The following is a 17599-nucleotide window of genomic DNA, read 5'->3' on the forward strand; positions in this document are numbered from 1 at the left end:
ATGCACATGAAGGTTTCGGTGATTCGCAAGCTGCTCGCCGCGCTGGCCCTGGTCGCGATGGTCGCCGGCGGCATCGGCATCGCGGCGGTGGTGATCACCGGAGGCCTGTCGTCGACCCCGGCGCCGCAGGCCACCCCCCGCACCACGCTTGCCCCGCCGCCGCCGAAGGTGCCCACGCCGACGGAGTTCAACGTCGACGTCGTCGTCACCGACCAACAGTGCGAACCCGGCGGCGGCTGCACCTACAAGTACACGATCCAACCGAAATACATTGGCCTGCATCCGCTGCCGGACACCCCGTTCACGGTGTTCTACGAGGTGGTCGGTGGAAACGAGCCGCAGAAGGGCGAGTTCACCGTGCACAAGGATCAGGCCAAGATCCTCAAGGACGTCATGTTGGAGGGGCCTCCGGCGGCGCGCCTCAACGCCAACGTGCTGGAGGTGGCGGGCTGAATTTTCGCGGTTCGGCGCCGACGGTGCCGTCTTCGACGCATGGTTAGCGCTATGGCAAAGGCGTCATTGCTGCGGACCGGAGAGGGGTTGCCGCGGGGGGTGCAGGGCGCCGCGGACCCGCGGTTCGGCACCGTCGTGCGGCTCTTCGTCCGGATGTTTCCCGGCCGCCGGTTCGGGGGCGGCGCGCTGGCCGTGTTCATCGAGGGCAGGCCCGTAGTCGACGTCTGGACGGGCTGGTCCGACCGCCGCGGTGAGCGGCTGTGGACCGCCGACACCGGCGCGATGGTGTTCTCCGCGACCAAGGGGGTGACCGCCACCGTCATCCACCGGCTCGCCGACCGGGGCCTGCTGGACTACGACGAGCCCGTCGCGACGTATTGGCCGGCGTTCGCGGCCAAGAACAAGGGCGACATCACCGTGCGCGACGTGCTGCGCCACCGCGCGGGGCTGTCGCACCTGCCCAACGGCGTCACCAAGGCCGAGCTGTTGGATCACGAGGTGATGGAGGCCAGGATGGCCGCCGCCGCCCCCGGTCATCTGCGGGGCAGGCCCGCCTACCACGCGCTGACCTATGGTTGGCTGCTCTCCGGTCTGGCCCGCTCGGTGACCGGGCACGGGATGCGCGAACTGATCCGCGAGGAGGTGGCGCGGCCGCTCAACACCGACGGGCTGCATCTGGGCCGCCCGCCTGCCGACGCCCCCACCAAGGTGGCGCAGATCCTGGCGCCGCAGAGCAGCCGGGCCAACCCGGTGTTCAACTTCGTCGCACCAAGGGTGGCCGGGCTACCGCTGTCGGGAGCCTTCGGAGCGATGTTCTTTCCTGGTGTCAAATCCCTTGTCCAGGGCGAGATTCCGTTCCTCGACGCCGAAGTACCGGCCGCCAACGGGGTGGTGACCGCCCGCGCGTTGGCCAAGATGTACGCGGCGATCGCCAACCGGGGACATATCGACGGCACGCAGTTCCTGTCCGAGGAGCTGGCCCGCGGGCTGATCGGCAAGCCCCGACCGTGGCCGGATCTGAACATCGGCGTGCCGATGCCGTTTCACCTCGGCTACCACGAATCCCCGATTCCCGGTCTGCTCAAGGGATTCGGCCATATCGGCCTGGGCGGAACGCTCGGCTGGGCCGACCCGGACACCGGCAGCGCGTTCGCGTTCGTGCACAACCGGCTGTTGACGCCGATGGTGTTCGACATGGCGTCGTTCGCGGGCCTGGCCGGCCCGCTGCGCAACGCGATCAACGCCGCCCGCCGCGCCGGGCCCGCCGCGGTGCCCAAATACGGTGCGCGCTACCGCGATCCGATGACAAAGAAGCGGGCGGGCCGGCGCTGACGGCGCTACTTGGTCGGGACGATGCCGCGGGCCTGAGGCAGCGGCAGGTCGTTGTAGGTGGCGATGCCCGGCGCGGCGGCGACGACGGCCGGGATCGCGTGGATCGGCGGCATGGCCGTCATGATGTGGCCGAGCTCGAAGAAGTCCTCGATCGACTTGGCCTGCTCGATCATGTCCTGCGGCGGCAGGAACCCGACCGCCATGTTCACCGTGGGGCGCCCGTCGATGGTGATCTTCCAGCCGTCGCCGTCGAGCTGCCAGTCGGGGTCCAGCGTCTGGCCCTTCTTCCACCGCACGCTGACCTCGATCAGGGGTTCGCCGCCGACCAGGCCGAGCCAGCGGATGTAGACCCCCGCGACGTGGCCGGCCGGAATCGTCCACGACGCCATCACCAGATCCTCGGTGGTCTGGGCGTACTCGGCGACGCACTTGATCTCGTCGAGCGTGACGCCCAGCGAGTCGGCAAGCAGTTGCACCGCCTCGGCGAACACCGCGGTTCCGGTTGAGGCCATCGGCGCCAGGTTCGGGTCGTCGATCGCGGTGCCGAAGCCGACGGGCCGTTCGGTGTCGGGGGAGTCGTAGAGGGTGGTGTCGGCGGACTCGGCGATGGTGATCTTGTCGACGCGGTCGCACGCGGTGGCCGCGACGATGGCCAGCAGCTCGGCGAAGCCCGGGCTGACCCCGGAACCGAACAGCGTCGCCCCGCCCTTCTTGCACGCCTCTTCGAGCCGATCACGGTCGGCGCCGAGGTTGTGCCCGGTGATGAACGACGCGGACGACACCACGTTGATCCCCGACGACAGGATGCGCACCAGCTCGTCGACGTTGATCCACATCGGGTTGTAGACCACGACGTCGGGCTTCAGCGCGAGCAGCGCGTCGGCGTCGTTGGTGGCCTTGACGCCCAGCGGGGCGATACCGGCAACCTCGCCGGCGTCCTTGCCGACCTTGTCGTCCGACCATGCGTAGAGGCCGACGAGTTCGTAGTTGGGGTTCTTGGCGATCGCCGCCACCGAGCTTTTTCCGACATTTCCGGTGGTCCACTGAACGACGCGATATGAGGTGTTTGGCACCTGCACAGCATAAGGTGGTCGCGTGGCGCTGCGCAGGCTTTTTTACCGACCGGTGAAAACGCGTGGCCATGGCGCTTAGGCTGCGGGGATGAGCGGTCGAGCCAGGGGGCGTCCACCGCGGATCAGTCGCAGCAAGATCGTGTCGGCGGCGCGACGGCTGGCGACCACCAAGAACCTGACCATGCAGGCCGTCGCCGACGAGCTCGGGGTGTCCCGCAAGGCGCTGCACTACTACGTCGGTGATCGCGAGGGTCTGCTCGCGCTGGTGCTGCTGGATCTGTTCGAGCGCGAGCTCGAGCGTGTCGAGTTACCGGTCGACGACGACTGGCGCGCGGCGCTGCGGGCCTACGCCGTCGCGTTTCGGGACGGGCTGATCCAGGTCGGGATCGCCACCGATTTCACGCGGTTGGGCGGGCTGAGCGCCGCAGCGGCGCTGGCGCTGGCCGACCGGCTGCTGGACATGCTGCTCAACGCCGGCCTGAACCCCGACGGTGCGCGCCTGGCGCTGACGGCGGCTTCCAATATCGCGCAGTCCGCAGCGCAAAGCCTTGCGGCGCAGACGGATTCGGGCGTTCATCACCACCGCGCTGAGACCGCAGCGGCGCTGCAACACGAACCGGAAGGCACTTATCCGGCCCTGCGCCGGGTGCTCGAATCGGCGCCGACGAACGGGCGCGACGCCGAAATCCAGTTCGAGTTCGAGCTCGGTTTGTTGATCGCCGGGGTGGAACGGATGCTCGAAGCCGCGAACGGCTAGCTCAGACGATCGGGGTGAGCGCGGCCTTGCCGGTGTGTTGCTGGCCGCTGCGATCGAGCCAGACGAGGTCGATGACATCGCCGGGGTAGTGCCGGTCGAGCACGTAGGTGAGGGTGGTGGCCGAGTTCAACCGGACGCCGTCGATCTCGAGCAGAACGTCGCCGGCGTACAGGCCCGCGCGCTCGGCCGGACCGCCCCGCAGCACCTCGGCGATGAGCACGCCGGGGCCGCGTTGGGCGGTGCGCACGCCGACGCCGAGCAGCACCGGCGGCCCGATGTGCACGGTCTCGGAGGGGATCCGCGCCCGGATCTGGTCGGCGATCGCCATCGCGTCGTTGATCGGGATCGCATAGCCCTCGCCGCCGGGTCCGAGCACGAAGTTCACCGACGCCGCGGTGGTGACGCCCACCACCTGCCCGGCCGAGTTGACCACCGGGCCGCCGGAATCGCCGGCGACGACGGGCGCCGCGAACTCGATCAGCCCGGTCAGCTCGTCCTTGCTTCCGGTGAGGGTGTCCTCGGCGTTGACGGTGCGGCCGAACCCGGTGATGGTGCCGACCTCGCGGGTCAACGGCCGGTTTGTGCCTGCGGCGTTGCCCAGCGCGACGACCGGCTCGCCGGTGGCCAGGGCCGCGGAGTCGCCGATCGGCGCGGTGGGCAGACCCGTCGCGCCGATCAGCTGCAGCACCGCGATGTCGTGGCGGCGGTCATAGCCGACCAGCTCGGCCGGGTAGGTGCGACCGCCGACGGAGGCGTGGATGCGGTCTGCCCCCGAGACCACGTGGAAGTTGGTCAGCACCTGGCCGTTGGGGTCCAGCACGATGCCCGCGCCGTTCCCGACGGCACGCTGGTAGTCGATCTCGGTGTTGATACGCACCACGGCGGGCTCGACCTGGGCCGCGGCGGCCAGGGGGTCGGCGGGCGCGGCCGTGGACGTCGCCGCGCCGAACGGCGCTACCAGCGCCACGATGGCGGCGAGCGCGATCAGCAGCGCCGGCAGCGGGCGGCGGACGTCGTATTTGCGCATGCGCCCATATTGCCCGAAAAGTGGCCTGTTAATCGTCCAGCGCGACGCCGCCGCGCAACCGCCGGCGTCGCCGTCGACTCGGTTCGGATTTGCCGGAAGGGCGTCGGTTGCGCAGTTTGCCGTTGGTGGGTGCGTCCTCGGCGCGCTCGTCCTCGTTGCCCGAAGGTTCGTCGCCCTGGTCGGTCTCGGCCTCGGCGGTGTCCTCGGTGGTGTCCTCGACGTCCTCGACGTCCTCGACGTCCCCGGTGTCCCCGGTGTCCCCGGTGTCCTCAACTGCATCGTCGGCCTCATCCGCATCAGCCTTGCGGCCGCGTCGCCGCCGCTCCTTCTTGGGCTTCAGCGGTTTCGGCGGTGGCGGCGGCAGTTCGGCCACATAGGCCAGGTAGAAGGCGAAGACGCCGAGCAGCGCGATCGCCGCGGCGGCGCCGTAGCTGCCGAACAGCCACTGACCCGCGGTATCGAGCGAAAGCCAGATCTCGCTGATCGCCGCGCCCAGGATCAGCACGCCGGCGACCACGTGCAGGGCCGTCGACCACAGCCGCAGCCTCAGCGCCATCTCCGGCGTGCGCAATTCCGGCTTCCTGGTGCGCGTCCACTCGAGCACCACCGGCAGCGCCGCCAGGCCGATGAGCACACCGACCACGATGCGCAGCACGACGCCCAGCGTGTGCGGGGTGGCGCCCATCAGCTCCCACCACCGCGGCAGGACGAAGAAGAAATACAAGGCACCGGCAATGAGCGAGAACGACGCGTGCCAAATCACCGCGATGTTGCGGCTCATGCCCCTCCTACGCGCTCCAAGTGCTCTTTCGGCATGAACGCTGGTCGGTGTTTTCTTGGCCGGGGTGCGACCGAGCCGGTCGCACCCCGAGCCGCTGCGGAGGATGCGGGATTTGAACCCGCGAGGGCTATTAACCCAACCCGCGTTCCAGGCGAGCGCCATAGGCCACTAGGCGAATCCTCCGCGGGCCATGGTAGCCGAACCGGCCCATGTGGCCGTCAAGTTGTTCGGCCGGCGGTGGTATTAGACTCGCTGCCGGACCCCGCGTGGCGTCCATCCTGTGAACTCCCCCAGGGCCGGAAGGCAGCAAGGGTCAATGGGCTCTGGCGGGTGCGCGGGGTCCCCCTCTTCTGCACGGCTCGAAGTGAAAGGCGCACTGTGTCGTTTCAGTCGCTCGGCCGGGATGAACTCGTCGCACAGCATGAACAGCAGCAGCGCGCCTATGCCGAGCTGCAGGCCAAGGGCCTCAAGCTGGACCTGACCCGTGGCAAACCCTCCCCCGAGCAGCTCGATCTGTCGAACGCCCTGCTCGAGCTGCCCGGGTCGGGGCCCGACGCCTTCCGGGACGGCGACGGCACCGACACCCGCAACTACGGCGGCCCGCACGGCCTGCCGGAACTGCGCGCGATCTTCGGTGAGCTGCTCGGCATCGGCGTGCCCAACCTGATCGCGGGCAACAACTCCAGCCTGGAGTTGATGCACGACGTCGTGGTGTTCTCGATGCTGCACGGCGGCGTGGACTCGCCGCGGCCGTGGGGCAAGGAGCCCGTGGTCAAGTTCCTGTGCCCGGCCCCCGGCTACGACCGGCACTTCGCGATCTGCGAGACCCTCGGCATCGAGATGATCACCGTGCCGATGCGTGAGGACGGCCCCGACGTCGACCTGATCGAGGAGCTCGTGGCCGCCGACCCCGCGATCAAAGGCATGTGGTGCATTCCGGTGTACTCCAACCCCACCGGCGTGACCTTCTCCTGGGAGACCGCGCGTCGGCTGGTTCAAATGCGCACGGCGGCAAACGATTTCCGGTTGATGTGGGACAACGCGTACGCGGTGCACACGTTGACCCACGACTTCGAGCGCAACGTCGATGTGTTGGGCCTGGCCGAGGCCGCGGGTAACCCGAACCGCCCCCTGGTGTTCGCCTCGACCAGCAAGATCACCTTCGCCGGCGCCGGGGTCAGCTTCTTCGGCGGTTCACTGGGCAACATCGCCTGGTACCTGCAGTACGCGGGTAAGAAGTCCATCGGCCCGGACAAGGTGAACCAGCTTCGGCACCTGCGGTTCTTCCGCGACGCCGACGGGGTGCGGTTGCAGATGCAGCGTCATCAGCAGCTGCTGGCCCCGAAGTTCGCCGCCGTGCTGCAGATCCTCGAAGACCGACTCGGTGAGTCGAAGATCGCGTCGTGGACCGAACCGAAGGGTGGCTACTTCATCAGCCTGGACGTGTTGCCCGGCACCGCGCGTCGCACGGTGGCGCTGGCCAAGGATGCCGGCATCGCGGTGACCGAGGCCGGTGCGACGTTCCCGTATCGAAAAGACCCGGACGACAAGAACATTCGGATCGCGCCGACGTTCCCCCGCGAGCGCGAGCTGCGCGAGGCGATCGACGGCCTGGCCACCTGCGCGCTGTTGGCGGCCACCGAGACGCTTGTCGGCGCGCCTCGGTAGCCTGCGAAGCGTGGCGCTCTACCGCAAGTACCGGCCCGCGACCTTCGCCGAGGTCGTCGGCCAGGAGCACGTCACCGAGCCGCTGTGCACCGCGCTGGCGGCCGGCCGGATCAACCACGCCTATCTCTTCTCCGGGCCGCGGGGCTGCGGCAAGACGTCTTCGGCGCGCATCCTGGCCCGCTCGCTGAACTGCGAGCAGGGACCGACGCCGACCCCGTGCGGGGTGTGCGACTCGTGCGTGGCGCTGGCGCCGAACGGACCCGGCAGCGTCGACGTCGTCGAACTCGACGCGGCCAGCCACGGCGGCGTCGACGACACCCGCGAGCTACGCGACCGCGCGTTCTACGCCCCGGCCCAGTCGCGCTTTCGCATCTTCATCGTCGACGAGGCGCACATGGTCACCACCGCGGGCTTCAACGCGCTGCTGAAGATCGTCGAAGAGCCGCCCGAGCACCTGATCTTCGTGTTCGCCACCACCGAGCCGGAGAAGGTGCTGCCGACCATCCGGTCGCGCACCCACCATTATCCGTTCCGCCTGTTGGCGCCGCGGATCATGCGCGGGTTGATCGAGCGCATCTGCGAACAAGAGCAGGTCGAGGTCGACGACGCGGTCTATCCGCTGGTCATCAGGGCCGGCGGCGGCTCACCGCGCGACACCCTCTCGGTGCTGGACCAGCTGCTGGCCGGGTCCGCGTCGGGTGAGTCGGGCAGCCACATCACCTACTCGCGGGCGCTGGCGCTGCTGGGCGCGACGGACGTGGCGCTCATCGACGTCGCGGTCGACGCGTTGGCGGCCGGGGACGCCGCGGCGCTGTTCGGCGCCGTCGAAGGGGTGATCGACGCGGGCCACGATCCGCGCCGCTTCGCCAGCGATCTGCTGGAACGCTTCCGCGATCTGATCGTGTTGCAGGCCGTACCCGACGCGGTGGCCCGCGGGGTGGTCGACGGGCCCGAGGATGTGCTGGACCGGATGCGCGAGCAGGCCGAGCGCATCGGCACCGCGACACTGACCCGCTACGCCGAGGTGGTGCATGCCGGGCTGGGGGAGATGCGCGGTGCCACCGCCCCGCGGCTGCTGCTGGAGGTGGTGTGCGCGCGGCTGCTGCTGCCGTCGGCCAGCGACACGGAATCGGCTCTGCTGCAACGCGTCGAGCGCATCGAGAAGCGGCTGGACGTCTCGGTACCGGCATCGGACGCGGCGAGTTCGGCGGCGCCCAAGCAGTTCGTGCGCAAGAGCCACGCGACACCGCCCGCGTCGACGCCCGAACCCGCGCCGGAGCGCGCCGCCGCGCCCCCGCCCCCGCCGACGCCGGAGCCCGCGCCCGAGCCCACCGCCGAGCCCGCGTCGCCGCCGCCGGTGCGGCCGCCGTCAGACCCGGTCGTGGAGGCCCCGCCGCCCGCGGCAGGCGGCCTGGACGCCGCCGCGGTGCGTCGGGTGTGGACGACGGTGCGGGAGAAGGTGCGCAACCTTCGGCGCCCGACCGACGTCATGCTCGACGGCGCCACGGTGCTCGCCGTCGAAGGCGACACCCTGGTCCTCGGCCACCCGTCCGCGCCGCTGGCGAAACGCCTTGTCGAGCAACGCAATTCCGAGATCATTCGGGAAGCCCTCAAAGACGTCCTCGGCGTGGACTGGAGGATCCGCTGCGAAGCGGGCGCCGCGGCTCCCGCGCCGGCCGCGGCCCAGCCCGATCCCGCGTCGCCGTCGTCGCCGCCGCCACCGAACGACGACGAGGAGAGCATGCTGGCCGAGGCCGGCAGCGACACCGCCGAGACCCCCCGTCGCGACCCCGAGGAAGCCGCGCTGGAACTGCTGCAGAACGAACTGGGCGCGCGCCGTATCGACGGTTAGCCCTCACCCCGCTCGAAACTGAACTTCTGCACGCTTTATCTGGGGTCAGATTTTGGTGTGTACTGCTGTTCCCGCAGAGACAAACGTGACCGAAATTGTCTTTGAGGGAACGGTTAGAGTCAAGAGCGTTCCCGCAGAGGAGGTGGCTGTGTCCAATTCGGCGAACGCTGGGTCGCGTCTCATCAGGCGTGGATGCAATGCAGCCGGCGCCGCGTACCAGACCAGTCGGTCTGTCGTCAGCGTTGTTGAAGTCTGTTTGTGACGGTGGTCATTCGGTTAGACGCCCAATGCTCACCGCGTGTCTTTCGCTGCGCCGATTCCTGCACGAAGGCATGAAACCCGAGACCGCCGCCTTGATCGGTTATCTACCAGCCGGAAAAGGACTGTTGGGGTTGCTGCTCAACCGCACTGAAGCTCGCCGACGGCGGATACCGAGTTCTCGCAGTGGACTTCGACCCGCACCAGGTCAGATCCAACGCCCGCCAGGGAGTCAGCGCGATGTTCGGCAGTGCTGAAGACATTCACGTGCTCGACGCACTACCACTGCACGAAGCCAACTACGTCATCAGTGCAATACCCGAACTCGAGAGCAATCGCGAGCAGGGACCAAAGCCCCCCACGTATTGACCTTCGGTGACTCTCCCGGTGCAGGTTGGCACGTCACCATGATGAGCAGATGCGCTTGGCGACACGGGCCGAGAACAATTGCAGCACATGATCGCCAGCCAACTGGGCGCGACGTGAGAAGGCTGTGGCGTCAGCGCAGCCGCTCTATGACGGCCGCGAAATCGTCCATCTCCGGTTCGAGCACCATGATGTAGCTGAATCCGAACTGCTCGCGCAGCCCGAGCACCTGATCGGCGATCTGTTCGACGGACCCGACCAGCAGTATGGGAGCTTCGGCGAGTTCGTCGATCATGTTTCCGGGGGTGTGCGGCAGCAACTGTTCGAACGCACCCTTCCGATCATTCGTGACGATCACCTTCTGCACAAGCAGGTTGAGCTCGATCCGGTCCATCCGCTCACCGGCGTGTGTCCGCACGAAGTCGACGCGCTCCTTCAGCTCGGAGGGCGTCGCGATTCGCGCCAACCGGCCCTCGGGTGTTGACGTCATGCCGACGAGTCCGACGATGTCGGCTTCGCGCGCGGCGAGGGTCAACATGCGGTCCCGCTCGCCGCCCAGCAGCAACGGAGGACCGGGCTGCTGCACCGGCCGCGGCTCGGCGTTGGCAAAGCATGTTCGCAGTCCAGATATCGTGGCCTCGAGGTGGTTGAGCCGCTTGCTGGGACCAGAGAAGGCTAACCCGGCGGCGGCGAATTCGGCCTTGACGTATCCGGTTCCCAGACCGAGGTCCAGCCTGCCGTCCGTCAGCTGATCGGTCGTCGCGACGTCCCTGGCGAGCAGGACCGGATTGTAGAAACTGGTGTTCAACACGAAGGTGCACACGCGTACCCGCTCGGTCGCGGCGGCGGCGAGCACGACCGCGGGGAACGGTGCCGGTTTACCTAGGTGATCGGCGACTCCGATGACGTCGTAGCCATACTCTTCTGCTTTGCGGCACTTGCTGATCCAGGCTTCCCGTCCCGACGGCGTCGTCATCGTGACACCGAATCGGAAAGAAGTCTCGGAGGAAGTGGTCATGTACCGGTGCTCCTTGCGATCGAGGCATTCGCGTTGACAGGTGCCATGTCGACGCTATCGGCTTTCCGGCCGGGTGCTAGGGCCGTTGGTACTCACTCGACGAGCGGGAGGCGTGAACCCGCCAGCGAAGTTCGGCGAGCATGTTCGCGAGCGTTTCGGTATGGGCGGCCTGGACGATCATGTAACTGATGCCGTAGCGCTGGCGCAGACGGTCGGCGATAGACGCCAACGAACCCGACAGCGCGCCCGGGTGGCGCAGCAGTTGCTCGTCGGTGAGGTGGCGCAGAACGCGCCGGGGGATCGAAAGGACTGGGCAACTCGGCGTCCGGTGGCATAAGGAAGGTTTCCCGCGTCGCTCACGCGCCACCAATGCGACAACGCAATCTGTAACGGCGCCACTGGATGGGGCGTTGTCTCGGTCGCTGAGATGTTGCGCATTCCCTTTTCGACGTCATCGAACGGGCTTTAGGACGTGCATTCCGCTGTGCCGCTGAATGTCCCTCCGGCCATGGTCACCCAAGCTGCGTTATGGGGCGCAGCTGATTGATTGGTGGTGATGGAGCAGGTCTGCAGAGTCCTGCGTGCTGACGAACAACCCAACGGACAGGGACTGGCAGATTTCGTTGGCTCACTGGCGGTTCCAGATTGTGTCGGCCCTGTGGTGGGAAATCGATTCCACGGCACTGCGTTTAGGGTGTGGAGTCATCGAGGTGTCCGTAGAGCAGTTCGATGGTGGCTTTCTGCTGGGCCAGGGTCGCCCGCAGCTGCGTGATTTCCTCGTCTTTGGCGGCCAACCGGCGCCGTAGAGCGGTGATGATGCTGTTTTCGGCGCCGGTCGTTGCGGGCTCGGCCCTGGGTTGGTGACGATATTGGTCGATGACGGCGATCAGGTCGGGATGCTTGTAGACGGTTTTGCGTTGCACTCCTGCTCGACGGGCGACGGCAGCGACGGCGATTTCGGCGTTGGTTTTACGTAGGTGGCGATGGCTTTTTCGATGTCGCGGCGTTTGTCGTTGCTCCGGGCGTCGCGGTACTTCTTGAGCGCCTGTTGAGCTTTTTCGGTGGGTGGTGGGGGGCGTCGGCTCATCGAGGTGAACCGGGGTCGGCTTTACGCAGCACGGATTCGTGGCTGCCGCGGGTCTTGATCTGCAGCAGTGGCAGCCGGTGGGCGGTGCCGGCCCCAGCGACGGTCTTACCGTCCGCGGTGATTGCAGAGTCACCGCGGAGGCGTTCGATAATGGCATCGAGGGAAGCGATTTCGCGTCGGCGCTGGTGAATCCACACATTGTCGTCGGTCAGTTCGCGCCCGGTACGGGCGCGGTACTGGGATCGGCGTGTCGTGATCAGCGACTGTGTTCCGGTGCGCTGATCGACCAGTTCATCAATGTGGGTGGCGTCGGTGGCGAAGTGTCCGCACGACAGGCAGGCGTTGCCTTTGTCGCAGGTCTTCAGCGGCGGCAGCAGACAGACCCCGTTGGGCAGCACCCGGTCGGTGCGCGACGACAACTGAGTCAGATCGTAGATATCGGAAGGGCTGATGGCGATCTCGGCGCCGTGCGCCCCGATCTTCTTGTGCTTGAGGAACTCGGCCTCCGCAGTGGCGGCCAGCGTCGGCTGGAACGATCCACCATGGCCGCCGCACCGCCAGCCCGATAACGATCAGCCCACTTCTTGGCCGTGGCCGGTGAACATTGGAACCGCTCAGCCGCGCGCCGCAGGCTCCAACCCTGATCAACAACAGCCTGCGCAAGCCGCAACCGGCCGCGCGAAGTCAATGAAGCGTTAGCGTGGACCATGAGGACCTCTCGGAATCGGGGAGTGTGTGGTTACCACACCGATACCGGAGGTCTTCACCTACTTCCCGCTAGCCACGCCGTTCACAACCTGTCTGAGAGTTACAGCTAGGGCGCCCACCACGGCCGCAGCGGAAGACCGCCGTCGTTGCCGTGGCTGTCGAGCTTGACCGCCAGCACCTGGTGCAACTGCACCACGTTGGTCTCGAAGCCCAGCCGCGAGCCCGCCATGTACAGCCCCCACACCTTGGCGGTGGGCAGGCCGACCTCGGCGACGGCCTCGTCCCAGTGCTCGACGAGGTTGCGGCACCAGTCGCGCAGCGTGAGCGCGTAGTGGTGGCGCAGGTTCTCCTCGTGCAGCACCTCCAGGCCGACGTCCTGGGCCTCGGTGATGATGCGCCCGGAGCCGGTGAGCTCACCGTCGGGGAAGACGTAGCGGTCGATAAAACCGCCCGCGGTCGGCGCGGACCTGTTGTCCGGGCGGGTGATGCAGTGGTTGAGCAACAGGCCGCCGGTGCGCAGCTTGGACCGCAGGAACCGGAAGTACGCCGGGTAGTTGTGCACGCCGATGTGCTCGGTCAGCCCGATCGAGGACACCGCGTCGAAACCGGATTCGCGCACGTCGCGGTAGTCACCGTGGCGCACCTCGGCGAGATCGGTCAGGCCGTCCTCGGCGATGGCCTTCTGCGCCCACGTGGCCTGCTCCTTCGAGAGCGTGACACCGATCGCTTTCACACCGTGTCGCGCCGCATAGCGCACCATGCCGCCCCAGCCGCAGCCCACGTCGAGCAGCCGGTCACCCGGCTTCAGGTGCAGCTTTTCGAACACCAGCCGGTACTTGTTGTCCTGCGCCTCCTCCAGCGTCGCGTCGGCGTGCGGGTAGCACGCGCAGGTGTAGGTCATCGAGGGCCCGAGCACCCATTCGTAGAACCGGTTCGACACGTCGTAGTGGTGATGGATCGCCTCGGCGTCACGGGTTCTGCTGTGCCGCAACCCCTCCGCGATGCGGCGCCACCGCGGCAGCGCCTCCTGCGGCGGCGGCGCGATCGGCTTGAGGTGCTCGAAGCCCAGCGACCGCACGATGTTGGCCAGCACCCGCGGCGACGGCCTCTTGAAGTCCATCTTGTCGGCGAACGCCTTGAGCAGTTCGTAGGGGTCGCCCGGATTCACACCGCGGGCCTCGAGGTCACCCGAGACGTACGCCCGCGCCAGGCCCAGGTCACCCGGAGCGGTCGCGAGATAGGTTGTGCCGCGGGGGGTCAGCAGATCGAGGCCCAACGGGGCGTCTTCGGGGCCCGCGGTGCTGCCGTCGTAGGCGGTGAACCGCAGCGGCAGCGTGCCACCGGCGAGGATCTCCAGGATCTCGGCGAGCGTGAGCTTCCTGCTCGACGTCCGGGCCGGGTGTGCTTTGAACGTCGTCATCGTCTTTGCACCGCCTTCGCATACAGGTCGAGTAGACGTGAGTCGGGATCGTAGCTTTTTTTGACCGTCTTGTAGGTTTCTCCGCCGTACAGTTCGTCAAACTCCTCGCGGCTGTAATACGCATCGGAGTACAGCGACTTGTGCCCGTCGAGTTCGCTGACCTTGCGTTCGATCAGCCGGTTGGTGTGGCCCTCTTCCGGTCCGACCGGCACCGACGACCAGAAGCCGACGTTGACGTAGGTGCGGTGGGGCTGGATCGGGTACAGCGGCCAGCTCTGGTCGCCGCGAAGTCGCAGCGGGCACAACCAGATCGGTTCGATCGGAACGTTGTCGAGAAACCAGTGCAGGAACTCGGCGGTCCGCGTGATCGGCACCTCGATGTCCTGGACGACCCGTTCCCGGGGTGGGCGGCCGTTGCGCATCTCGATGCGGTCGGCGATGTTGAAGCGCTGGTCGTAGGCGATGAGCTTCCAGTAGAAGCTGCTGCGCCGGTAGCGCCGGGGCCAAAGCCGGCGAATCCGCGGGTTCTGCGCGCCGAAGGCCCGCGAACACCAGAACCAGTCGGTGTCCCACCGCCACAGGTAGTCGTGAATGGTGAGCCGGTCGTGCTTTTCGCCGTCCTGGCCGGGGTGCTGGATGGAGCGGTAGTAGATCTGCTGGCCGGTGTAGTCGCTGACCGGTCCCGGTGTCGCGGTCTGCGTGCCCAGCGTCAGGTAGCTCTCCTCGGCGGAGAACACCACGCCGTCGAGGTAGTCCACCGGGGTGCCGTCGTGGTCGCGGGTCTCGACGATGCGGTCCATCGCGGCGACCATGTCCTCGAGCGTGTGAAATCGCAGGTGCCGCAGCGCGACGAACGGCTTGACGGGTTCCAGCTCGATCTTGAGTCGCACCGAATACCCGAGCGTGCCATAGGAGTTGGGAAACGCGCGATACAGGTCGTCGTGCTGTTCCGGTGAGGCGGTGAGAATCTCACCCGCGCCGGTCAGGATGTCCATCTCCAACACCGACTCGTGGGGCAGCCCGTTGCGGAACGACGCCGACTCGATGCCCAGCCCGGTGACCGCCCCGCCGAGGGTGATCGTCTTGAGCTGCGGCACCACCAGCGGCGAGAGCGCGTACGGCAGCGTGGCCGCGACCAGCGTCTCGTAGGTGCACATGCCGGCGACATCAGCGGTGCGGGCGTCGGGGTCGACGGCGATGACCCCGGTCAGGCCCGAGACGTCGAGGCCCTTGCTCTTGGTCCTGGCGCGGGCGCGGAACAGGTTCGAGGTCGGTTTGGCAAGACGAACGGTGGCGTTCGGCGGGATCGCCCGGTAGCTGTCCAGGAGCCGCTGGACCCCCGCCGCGTCAGCAGCACGTGCGTCGGTTTTCTCAGCAGACACAGATATACGCTAGTCGGCGTCCGCGGCCGATGCGACCGCACAGTCAAACCAGGAGATGTCCGATGGCACAGGTCAGCGCAGCCAGCACGGTCTTGGTCGAGGCGCCGCCGGAGAAGGTCTTGGCGGCGATCGCGGACTATTCGACCGTGCGCCCGAAGATCCTGTCCCCGCACTACCGCGACTACAAGGTGCTCGAGGGCGGGCAGGGCGCGGGCACGGTCGCGTCGTGGAAACTGCAGGCCACCAAGTCGCGGGTGCGTGACGTCAAGGCCACCGTCGACGTCGCCGGGCACACCGTCATCGAGAAGGACGCCAACTCGTCGATGATCACCAACTGGACCGTCGCCCCCGCGGGCGAGGGTGCCACCGTCACGGTCAAGACCACCTGGCAGGGCGCCGGCGGCGTCGGCGGCTTCTTCGAAAAGATCTTCGCACCGCTGGGGTTGCGCAAGATCCAGGACGAAGTGCTGGCCAACCTCAAGTCCCACGTCGAGCGGGAATCTCGTTAAGGGGTCGATTACAAGCACCTGGTGCGAGCAATCAACCCCTTAGAGCGCAAAGCGGCTAGTTGGTGGCCAGGAAGCCCGCGATGCCGCGCACCACGGCGTCGGCGTACTTCTGCCGTCCCTCGGGGGTCTTCATCAGCGCCGAGTCCGCGGGGTTCTTCATGTTGCCCAACTCGACGAGGATGGACGGGTATTGGGCGAGGTTCAGCCCGGCGATGTCCGAGCGCGGATTGAGCCCACCGGTGCCAATGTAGGTGGACGGCACGAACCCGGAGGCCTTCAGCTGGTCGCGCATGATCTGGGCGAACCGCGGCGACGGGCCGGCCTGCGCCTCGTTGAGCGGCGGCGAGGAGTACAGCACGTGAAAACCGCGGCCCGTCGGGGGCCCGCCGTCGGCGTGGATGCTCACGATCGCGTTCGGTTTCAGCGAGTTGGCCATCGCCGCGCGTTCGTCGACGCAGGGGCCGAGCGCGTTGTCGTTGCCGCGCGACATCGCGGTGCGCACGCCGAGCTTGGTGAGCGCCTGGCGGATCCGCAGCGTGGTGTCCCAGGCGAAGGTGTGCTCGGGATAGCCGTCGTCGGTCGAGGTGCCGCTGGCCTGGCAGTCCTTGGTGCCGCCGCGGCCCGTCGGCACCTGACGGCTGATCGAGTCGTCGTTGGCGCCGTTGTGTCCGGGATCGAGGAACACGATCTTGCCGGCAATGTTGGACGGGGCGGCGCGGACGTCACCGGCAGGGACGATGAGCGTCGACGCGGCGACGATGAGACCGGCAGCCATGGCGGCGCCGACACGCAGGCGGGCAGGCACGGGCGTCACCGTAGCCTCGAGCGCGACTACGCTGAAAGGCCAAACCGCCCCATGCGGGCGACAGAGACCAAGTCGATACCAATACGCAAGGGGACCGTCATGCAACCCGGAGGCACACCGCCCGGAGGCCAGCCCGATATGTCGGCGCTCCTCGCGCAGGCACAGCAGGTGCAGCAGCAGCTGATGGAGGCGCAGGAAGCGCTGGCCAATGCGCAGGTGCACGGCCAGGCCGGCGGCGGGCTGGTGCAGGTCACGATGAAGGGCAGCGGCGAGGTGGTCGCGGTGTCGATCGATCCGAAGGTGATCGATCCCGAGGATCCCGAAACGCTGCAGGACCTCATCGTCGGCGCGATCAGCGACGCGGCCAAACAGGTGACGATCCTGGCGCACGATCGGCTGGGGCCGTTGGCCAGCGGCATGGGTGACCTCGGCCTGCCGGGGATGTAATTGTTCGAGGGCCCCGTCCAAGATCTGATCGACGAGCTCGGCAAGCTGCCCGGGATCGGGCCGAAGAGCGCGCAGCGGATCGCGTTTCATCTGCTGTCGGTCGAGCCGCCCGACATCGACCGGTTGACCGCGGCGTTGTCGAAGGTGCGTGACGGCGTGAAGCACTGCGCGGTGTGCGGCAACGTCTCCGACGACGATCGATGCCGCATCTGCTCCGACACCCGCCGCGACGCATCGGTGGTGTGTGTGGTCGAGGAGCCCAAGGACGTGCAGGCGGTCGAACGCACCCGTGAGTTCCGCGGCCGCTACCACGTGCTGGGCGGGGCGTTGGACCCGTTGTCGGGGGTGGGCCCCGAGCAGCTGCGGATTCGTGAGCTGCTCAACAGGATCGGGGAACGCATCGACGGCGTGGACATCACCGAGGTGATCATCGCGACCGACCCGAACACCGAGGGGGAGGCCACCGCGACGTATCTGGTGCGGATGCTGCGCGACATCCCGGGGCTGACGGTGACGCGGATCGCCTCGGGCCTGCCGATGGGTGGCGACCTGGAGTTCGCCGACGAGTTGACGCTGGGCCGGGCCCTGGCGGGCCGCCGCGCGATGGCGTGACTATCCTTCGCCGAGACCGACGCTTTGGCGGAAAAACACGAGCG

At 67.6% G+C, this 17599-nt stretch carries 17 protein-coding genes, 1 tRNA gene, 1 other RNA gene and 2 pseudogenes; 10 read left to right on the plus strand and 11 right to left on the minus strand.

The genetic code is table 11. The features are described from left to right. The first annotated feature begins 6 nt into the window (after positions 1-6). Together G6N28_RS13170 and lipL are read left to right on the plus strand one after the other, a co-directional pair. Complete coding sequence (locus G6N28_RS13170; protein ID WP_235674558.1) at positions 7-453, plus strand: hypothetical protein; 447 nt, start codon at positions 7-9, stop codon at positions 451-453. 51 nt (positions 454-504) lie between these two features. After that, positions 505-1785 carry an esterase/beta-lactamase LipL gene (gene lipL, locus G6N28_RS13175; protein ID WP_163900915.1) on the plus strand — a complete coding sequence of 427 codons (1281 nt, stop codon included), beginning with the start codon at positions 505-507 and terminating at the stop codon, positions 1783-1785. A 5-nt stretch (positions 1786-1790) separates the two neighbouring features. Here the strand turns inward: lipL and G6N28_RS13180 are convergent, their stop codons facing one another. Next, positions 1791-2858 (minus strand): NAD(P)H-dependent amine dehydrogenase family protein, encoded by a 1068-nt coding sequence (locus tag G6N28_RS13180; protein WP_163900916.1) that lies wholly within the window; start codon positions 2856-2858, stop codon positions 1791-1793. 88 nt (positions 2859-2946) lie between these two features. On the opposite strand from G6N28_RS13180, the gene G6N28_RS13185 reads away from it, so the two are divergent. Beyond that, a complete protein-coding gene (locus G6N28_RS13185; protein ID WP_163900917.1) occupies positions 2947-3615 on the plus strand; it encodes a TetR/AcrR family transcriptional regulator in 669 nt (222 codons plus the stop codon). A gap of 1 nt (position 3616) precedes the next feature. Here the strand turns inward: G6N28_RS13185 and G6N28_RS13190 are convergent, their stop codons facing one another. The 3 genes from G6N28_RS13190 to G6N28_RS13200 all read right to left on the minus strand — a co-directional run bounded on the left by G6N28_RS13190 (position 3617) and on the right by G6N28_RS13200 (position 5606). Further along, positions 3617-4642, minus strand: coding sequence for a S1C family serine protease (locus G6N28_RS13190; RefSeq protein WP_163900918.1), 1026 nt, complete (start codon positions 4640-4642; stop codon positions 3617-3619). 28 nt (positions 4643-4670) lie between these two features. Next, positions 4671-5423 (minus strand): lipid uptake coordinator LucA, encoded by a 753-nt coding sequence (locus tag G6N28_RS13195; protein ID WP_163900919.1) that lies wholly within the window; start codon positions 5421-5423, stop codon positions 4671-4673. 97 nt (positions 5424-5520) lie between these two features. Continuing rightward, a tRNA-Ser gene (locus tag G6N28_RS13200) sits at positions 5521-5606 on the minus strand. A gap of 70 nt (positions 5607-5676) precedes the next feature. Between G6N28_RS13200 and ffs the strand changes: the two genes are divergently transcribed. From ffs to G6N28_RS13220, 4 genes are all read left to right on the plus strand, one after another. Next, positions 5677-5773, plus strand: an RNA gene (ffs, locus tag G6N28_RS13205) — signal recognition particle sRNA small type. A gap of 28 nt (positions 5774-5801) precedes the next feature. Further along, a complete protein-coding gene (locus tag G6N28_RS13210; RefSeq protein ID WP_163900920.1) occupies positions 5802-7091 on the plus strand; it encodes an aspartate aminotransferase type Ic in 1290 nt (429 codons plus the stop codon). Between the two features lie 10 nt (positions 7092-7101). Beyond that, positions 7102-8943 carry a DNA polymerase III subunits gamma/tau gene (locus G6N28_RS13215; protein WP_163900921.1) on the plus strand — a complete coding sequence of 614 codons (1842 nt, stop codon included), beginning with the start codon at positions 7102-7104 and terminating at the stop codon, positions 8941-8943. Between the two features lie 408 nt (positions 8944-9351). Then, the gene (locus G6N28_RS13220) at positions 9352-9570 is read left to right on the plus strand and encodes an NAD-binding protein (RefSeq protein ID WP_276001185.1); all 219 of its coding nucleotides are present in this window, start codon (positions 9352-9354) and stop codon (positions 9568-9570) included. A gap of 130 nt (positions 9571-9700) precedes the next feature. Here the strand turns inward: G6N28_RS13220 and G6N28_RS13225 are convergent, their stop codons facing one another. The 6 genes and pseudogenes from G6N28_RS13225 to G6N28_RS13250 all read right to left on the minus strand — a co-directional run bounded on the left by G6N28_RS13225 (position 9701) and on the right by G6N28_RS13250 (position 15182). Continuing rightward, the gene (locus tag G6N28_RS13225; protein ID WP_163900922.1) at positions 9701-10585 is read right to left on the minus strand and encodes an LLM class F420-dependent oxidoreductase; all 885 of its coding nucleotides are present in this window, start codon (positions 10583-10585) and stop codon (positions 9701-9703) included. Between the two features lie 689 nt (positions 10586-11274). Continuing rightward, entirely contained in the window at positions 11275-11508 is a 234-nt protein-coding gene (locus G6N28_RS27075) for a hypothetical protein (RefSeq protein WP_235674560.1), read from the minus strand. Positions 11509-11668: 160 nt separating this feature from the next. Then, positions 11669-12205: pseudogene (locus G6N28_RS13235) on the minus strand (tyrosine-type recombinase/integrase); the annotation flags it as partial. Continuing rightward, positions 12142-12381: pseudogene (locus G6N28_RS13240) on the minus strand (helix-turn-helix domain-containing protein); the annotation flags it as partial. The pseudogenes G6N28_RS13240 and G6N28_RS13235, both read right to left, overlap by 64 nt. Before the next feature lie 105 nt (positions 12382-12486). Then, on the minus strand, positions 12487-13800 hold the full coding sequence (locus G6N28_RS13245) for a class I SAM-dependent methyltransferase (RefSeq protein ID WP_163900923.1): 1314 nt from the start codon (positions 13798-13800) through the stop codon (positions 12487-12489). Then, positions 13797-15182: an FAD-binding oxidoreductase gene (locus G6N28_RS13250; protein WP_163900924.1), complete on the minus strand. Its 1386-nt coding sequence runs from the start codon at positions 15180-15182 to the stop codon at positions 13797-13799. Before G6N28_RS13250 ends, G6N28_RS13245 begins: the two co-directional genes overlap by 4 nt. Positions 15183-15244: 62 nt before the next feature. Between G6N28_RS13250 and G6N28_RS13255 the strand changes: the two genes are divergently transcribed. Beyond that, on the plus strand, positions 15245-15691 hold the full coding sequence (locus G6N28_RS13255) for an SRPBCC family protein (RefSeq protein ID WP_163900926.1): 447 nt from the start codon (positions 15245-15247) through the stop codon (positions 15689-15691). Positions 15692-15746: 55 nt separating this feature from the next. Here G6N28_RS13255 and G6N28_RS13260 read toward each other — a convergent pair whose 3' ends face one another. Then, positions 15747-16496 carry an Rv3717 family N-acetylmuramoyl-L-alanine amidase gene (locus tag G6N28_RS13260; protein ID WP_163900928.1) on the minus strand — a complete coding sequence of 250 codons (750 nt, stop codon included), beginning with the start codon at positions 16494-16496 and terminating at the stop codon, positions 15747-15749. A gap of 99 nt (positions 16497-16595) precedes the next feature. Between G6N28_RS13260 and G6N28_RS13265 the strand changes: the two genes are divergently transcribed. Further along, a complete protein-coding gene (locus G6N28_RS13265; RefSeq protein ID WP_163900930.1) occupies positions 16596-16943 on the plus strand; it encodes a YbaB/EbfC family nucleoid-associated protein in 348 nt (115 codons plus the stop codon). Further along, positions 16944-17555, plus strand: a complete 612-nt coding sequence (gene recR, locus G6N28_RS13270) for a recombination mediator RecR (protein ID WP_163900933.1) — start codon at positions 16944-16946, stop codon at positions 17553-17555. Positions 17556-17599 lie beyond the last annotated feature (44 nt).

Source organism: Mycolicibacterium pulveris, assembly GCF_010725725.1.
GTDB classification, from domain to species: domain Bacteria; phylum Actinomycetota; class Actinomycetes; order Mycobacteriales; family Mycobacteriaceae; genus Mycobacterium; species Mycobacterium pulveris.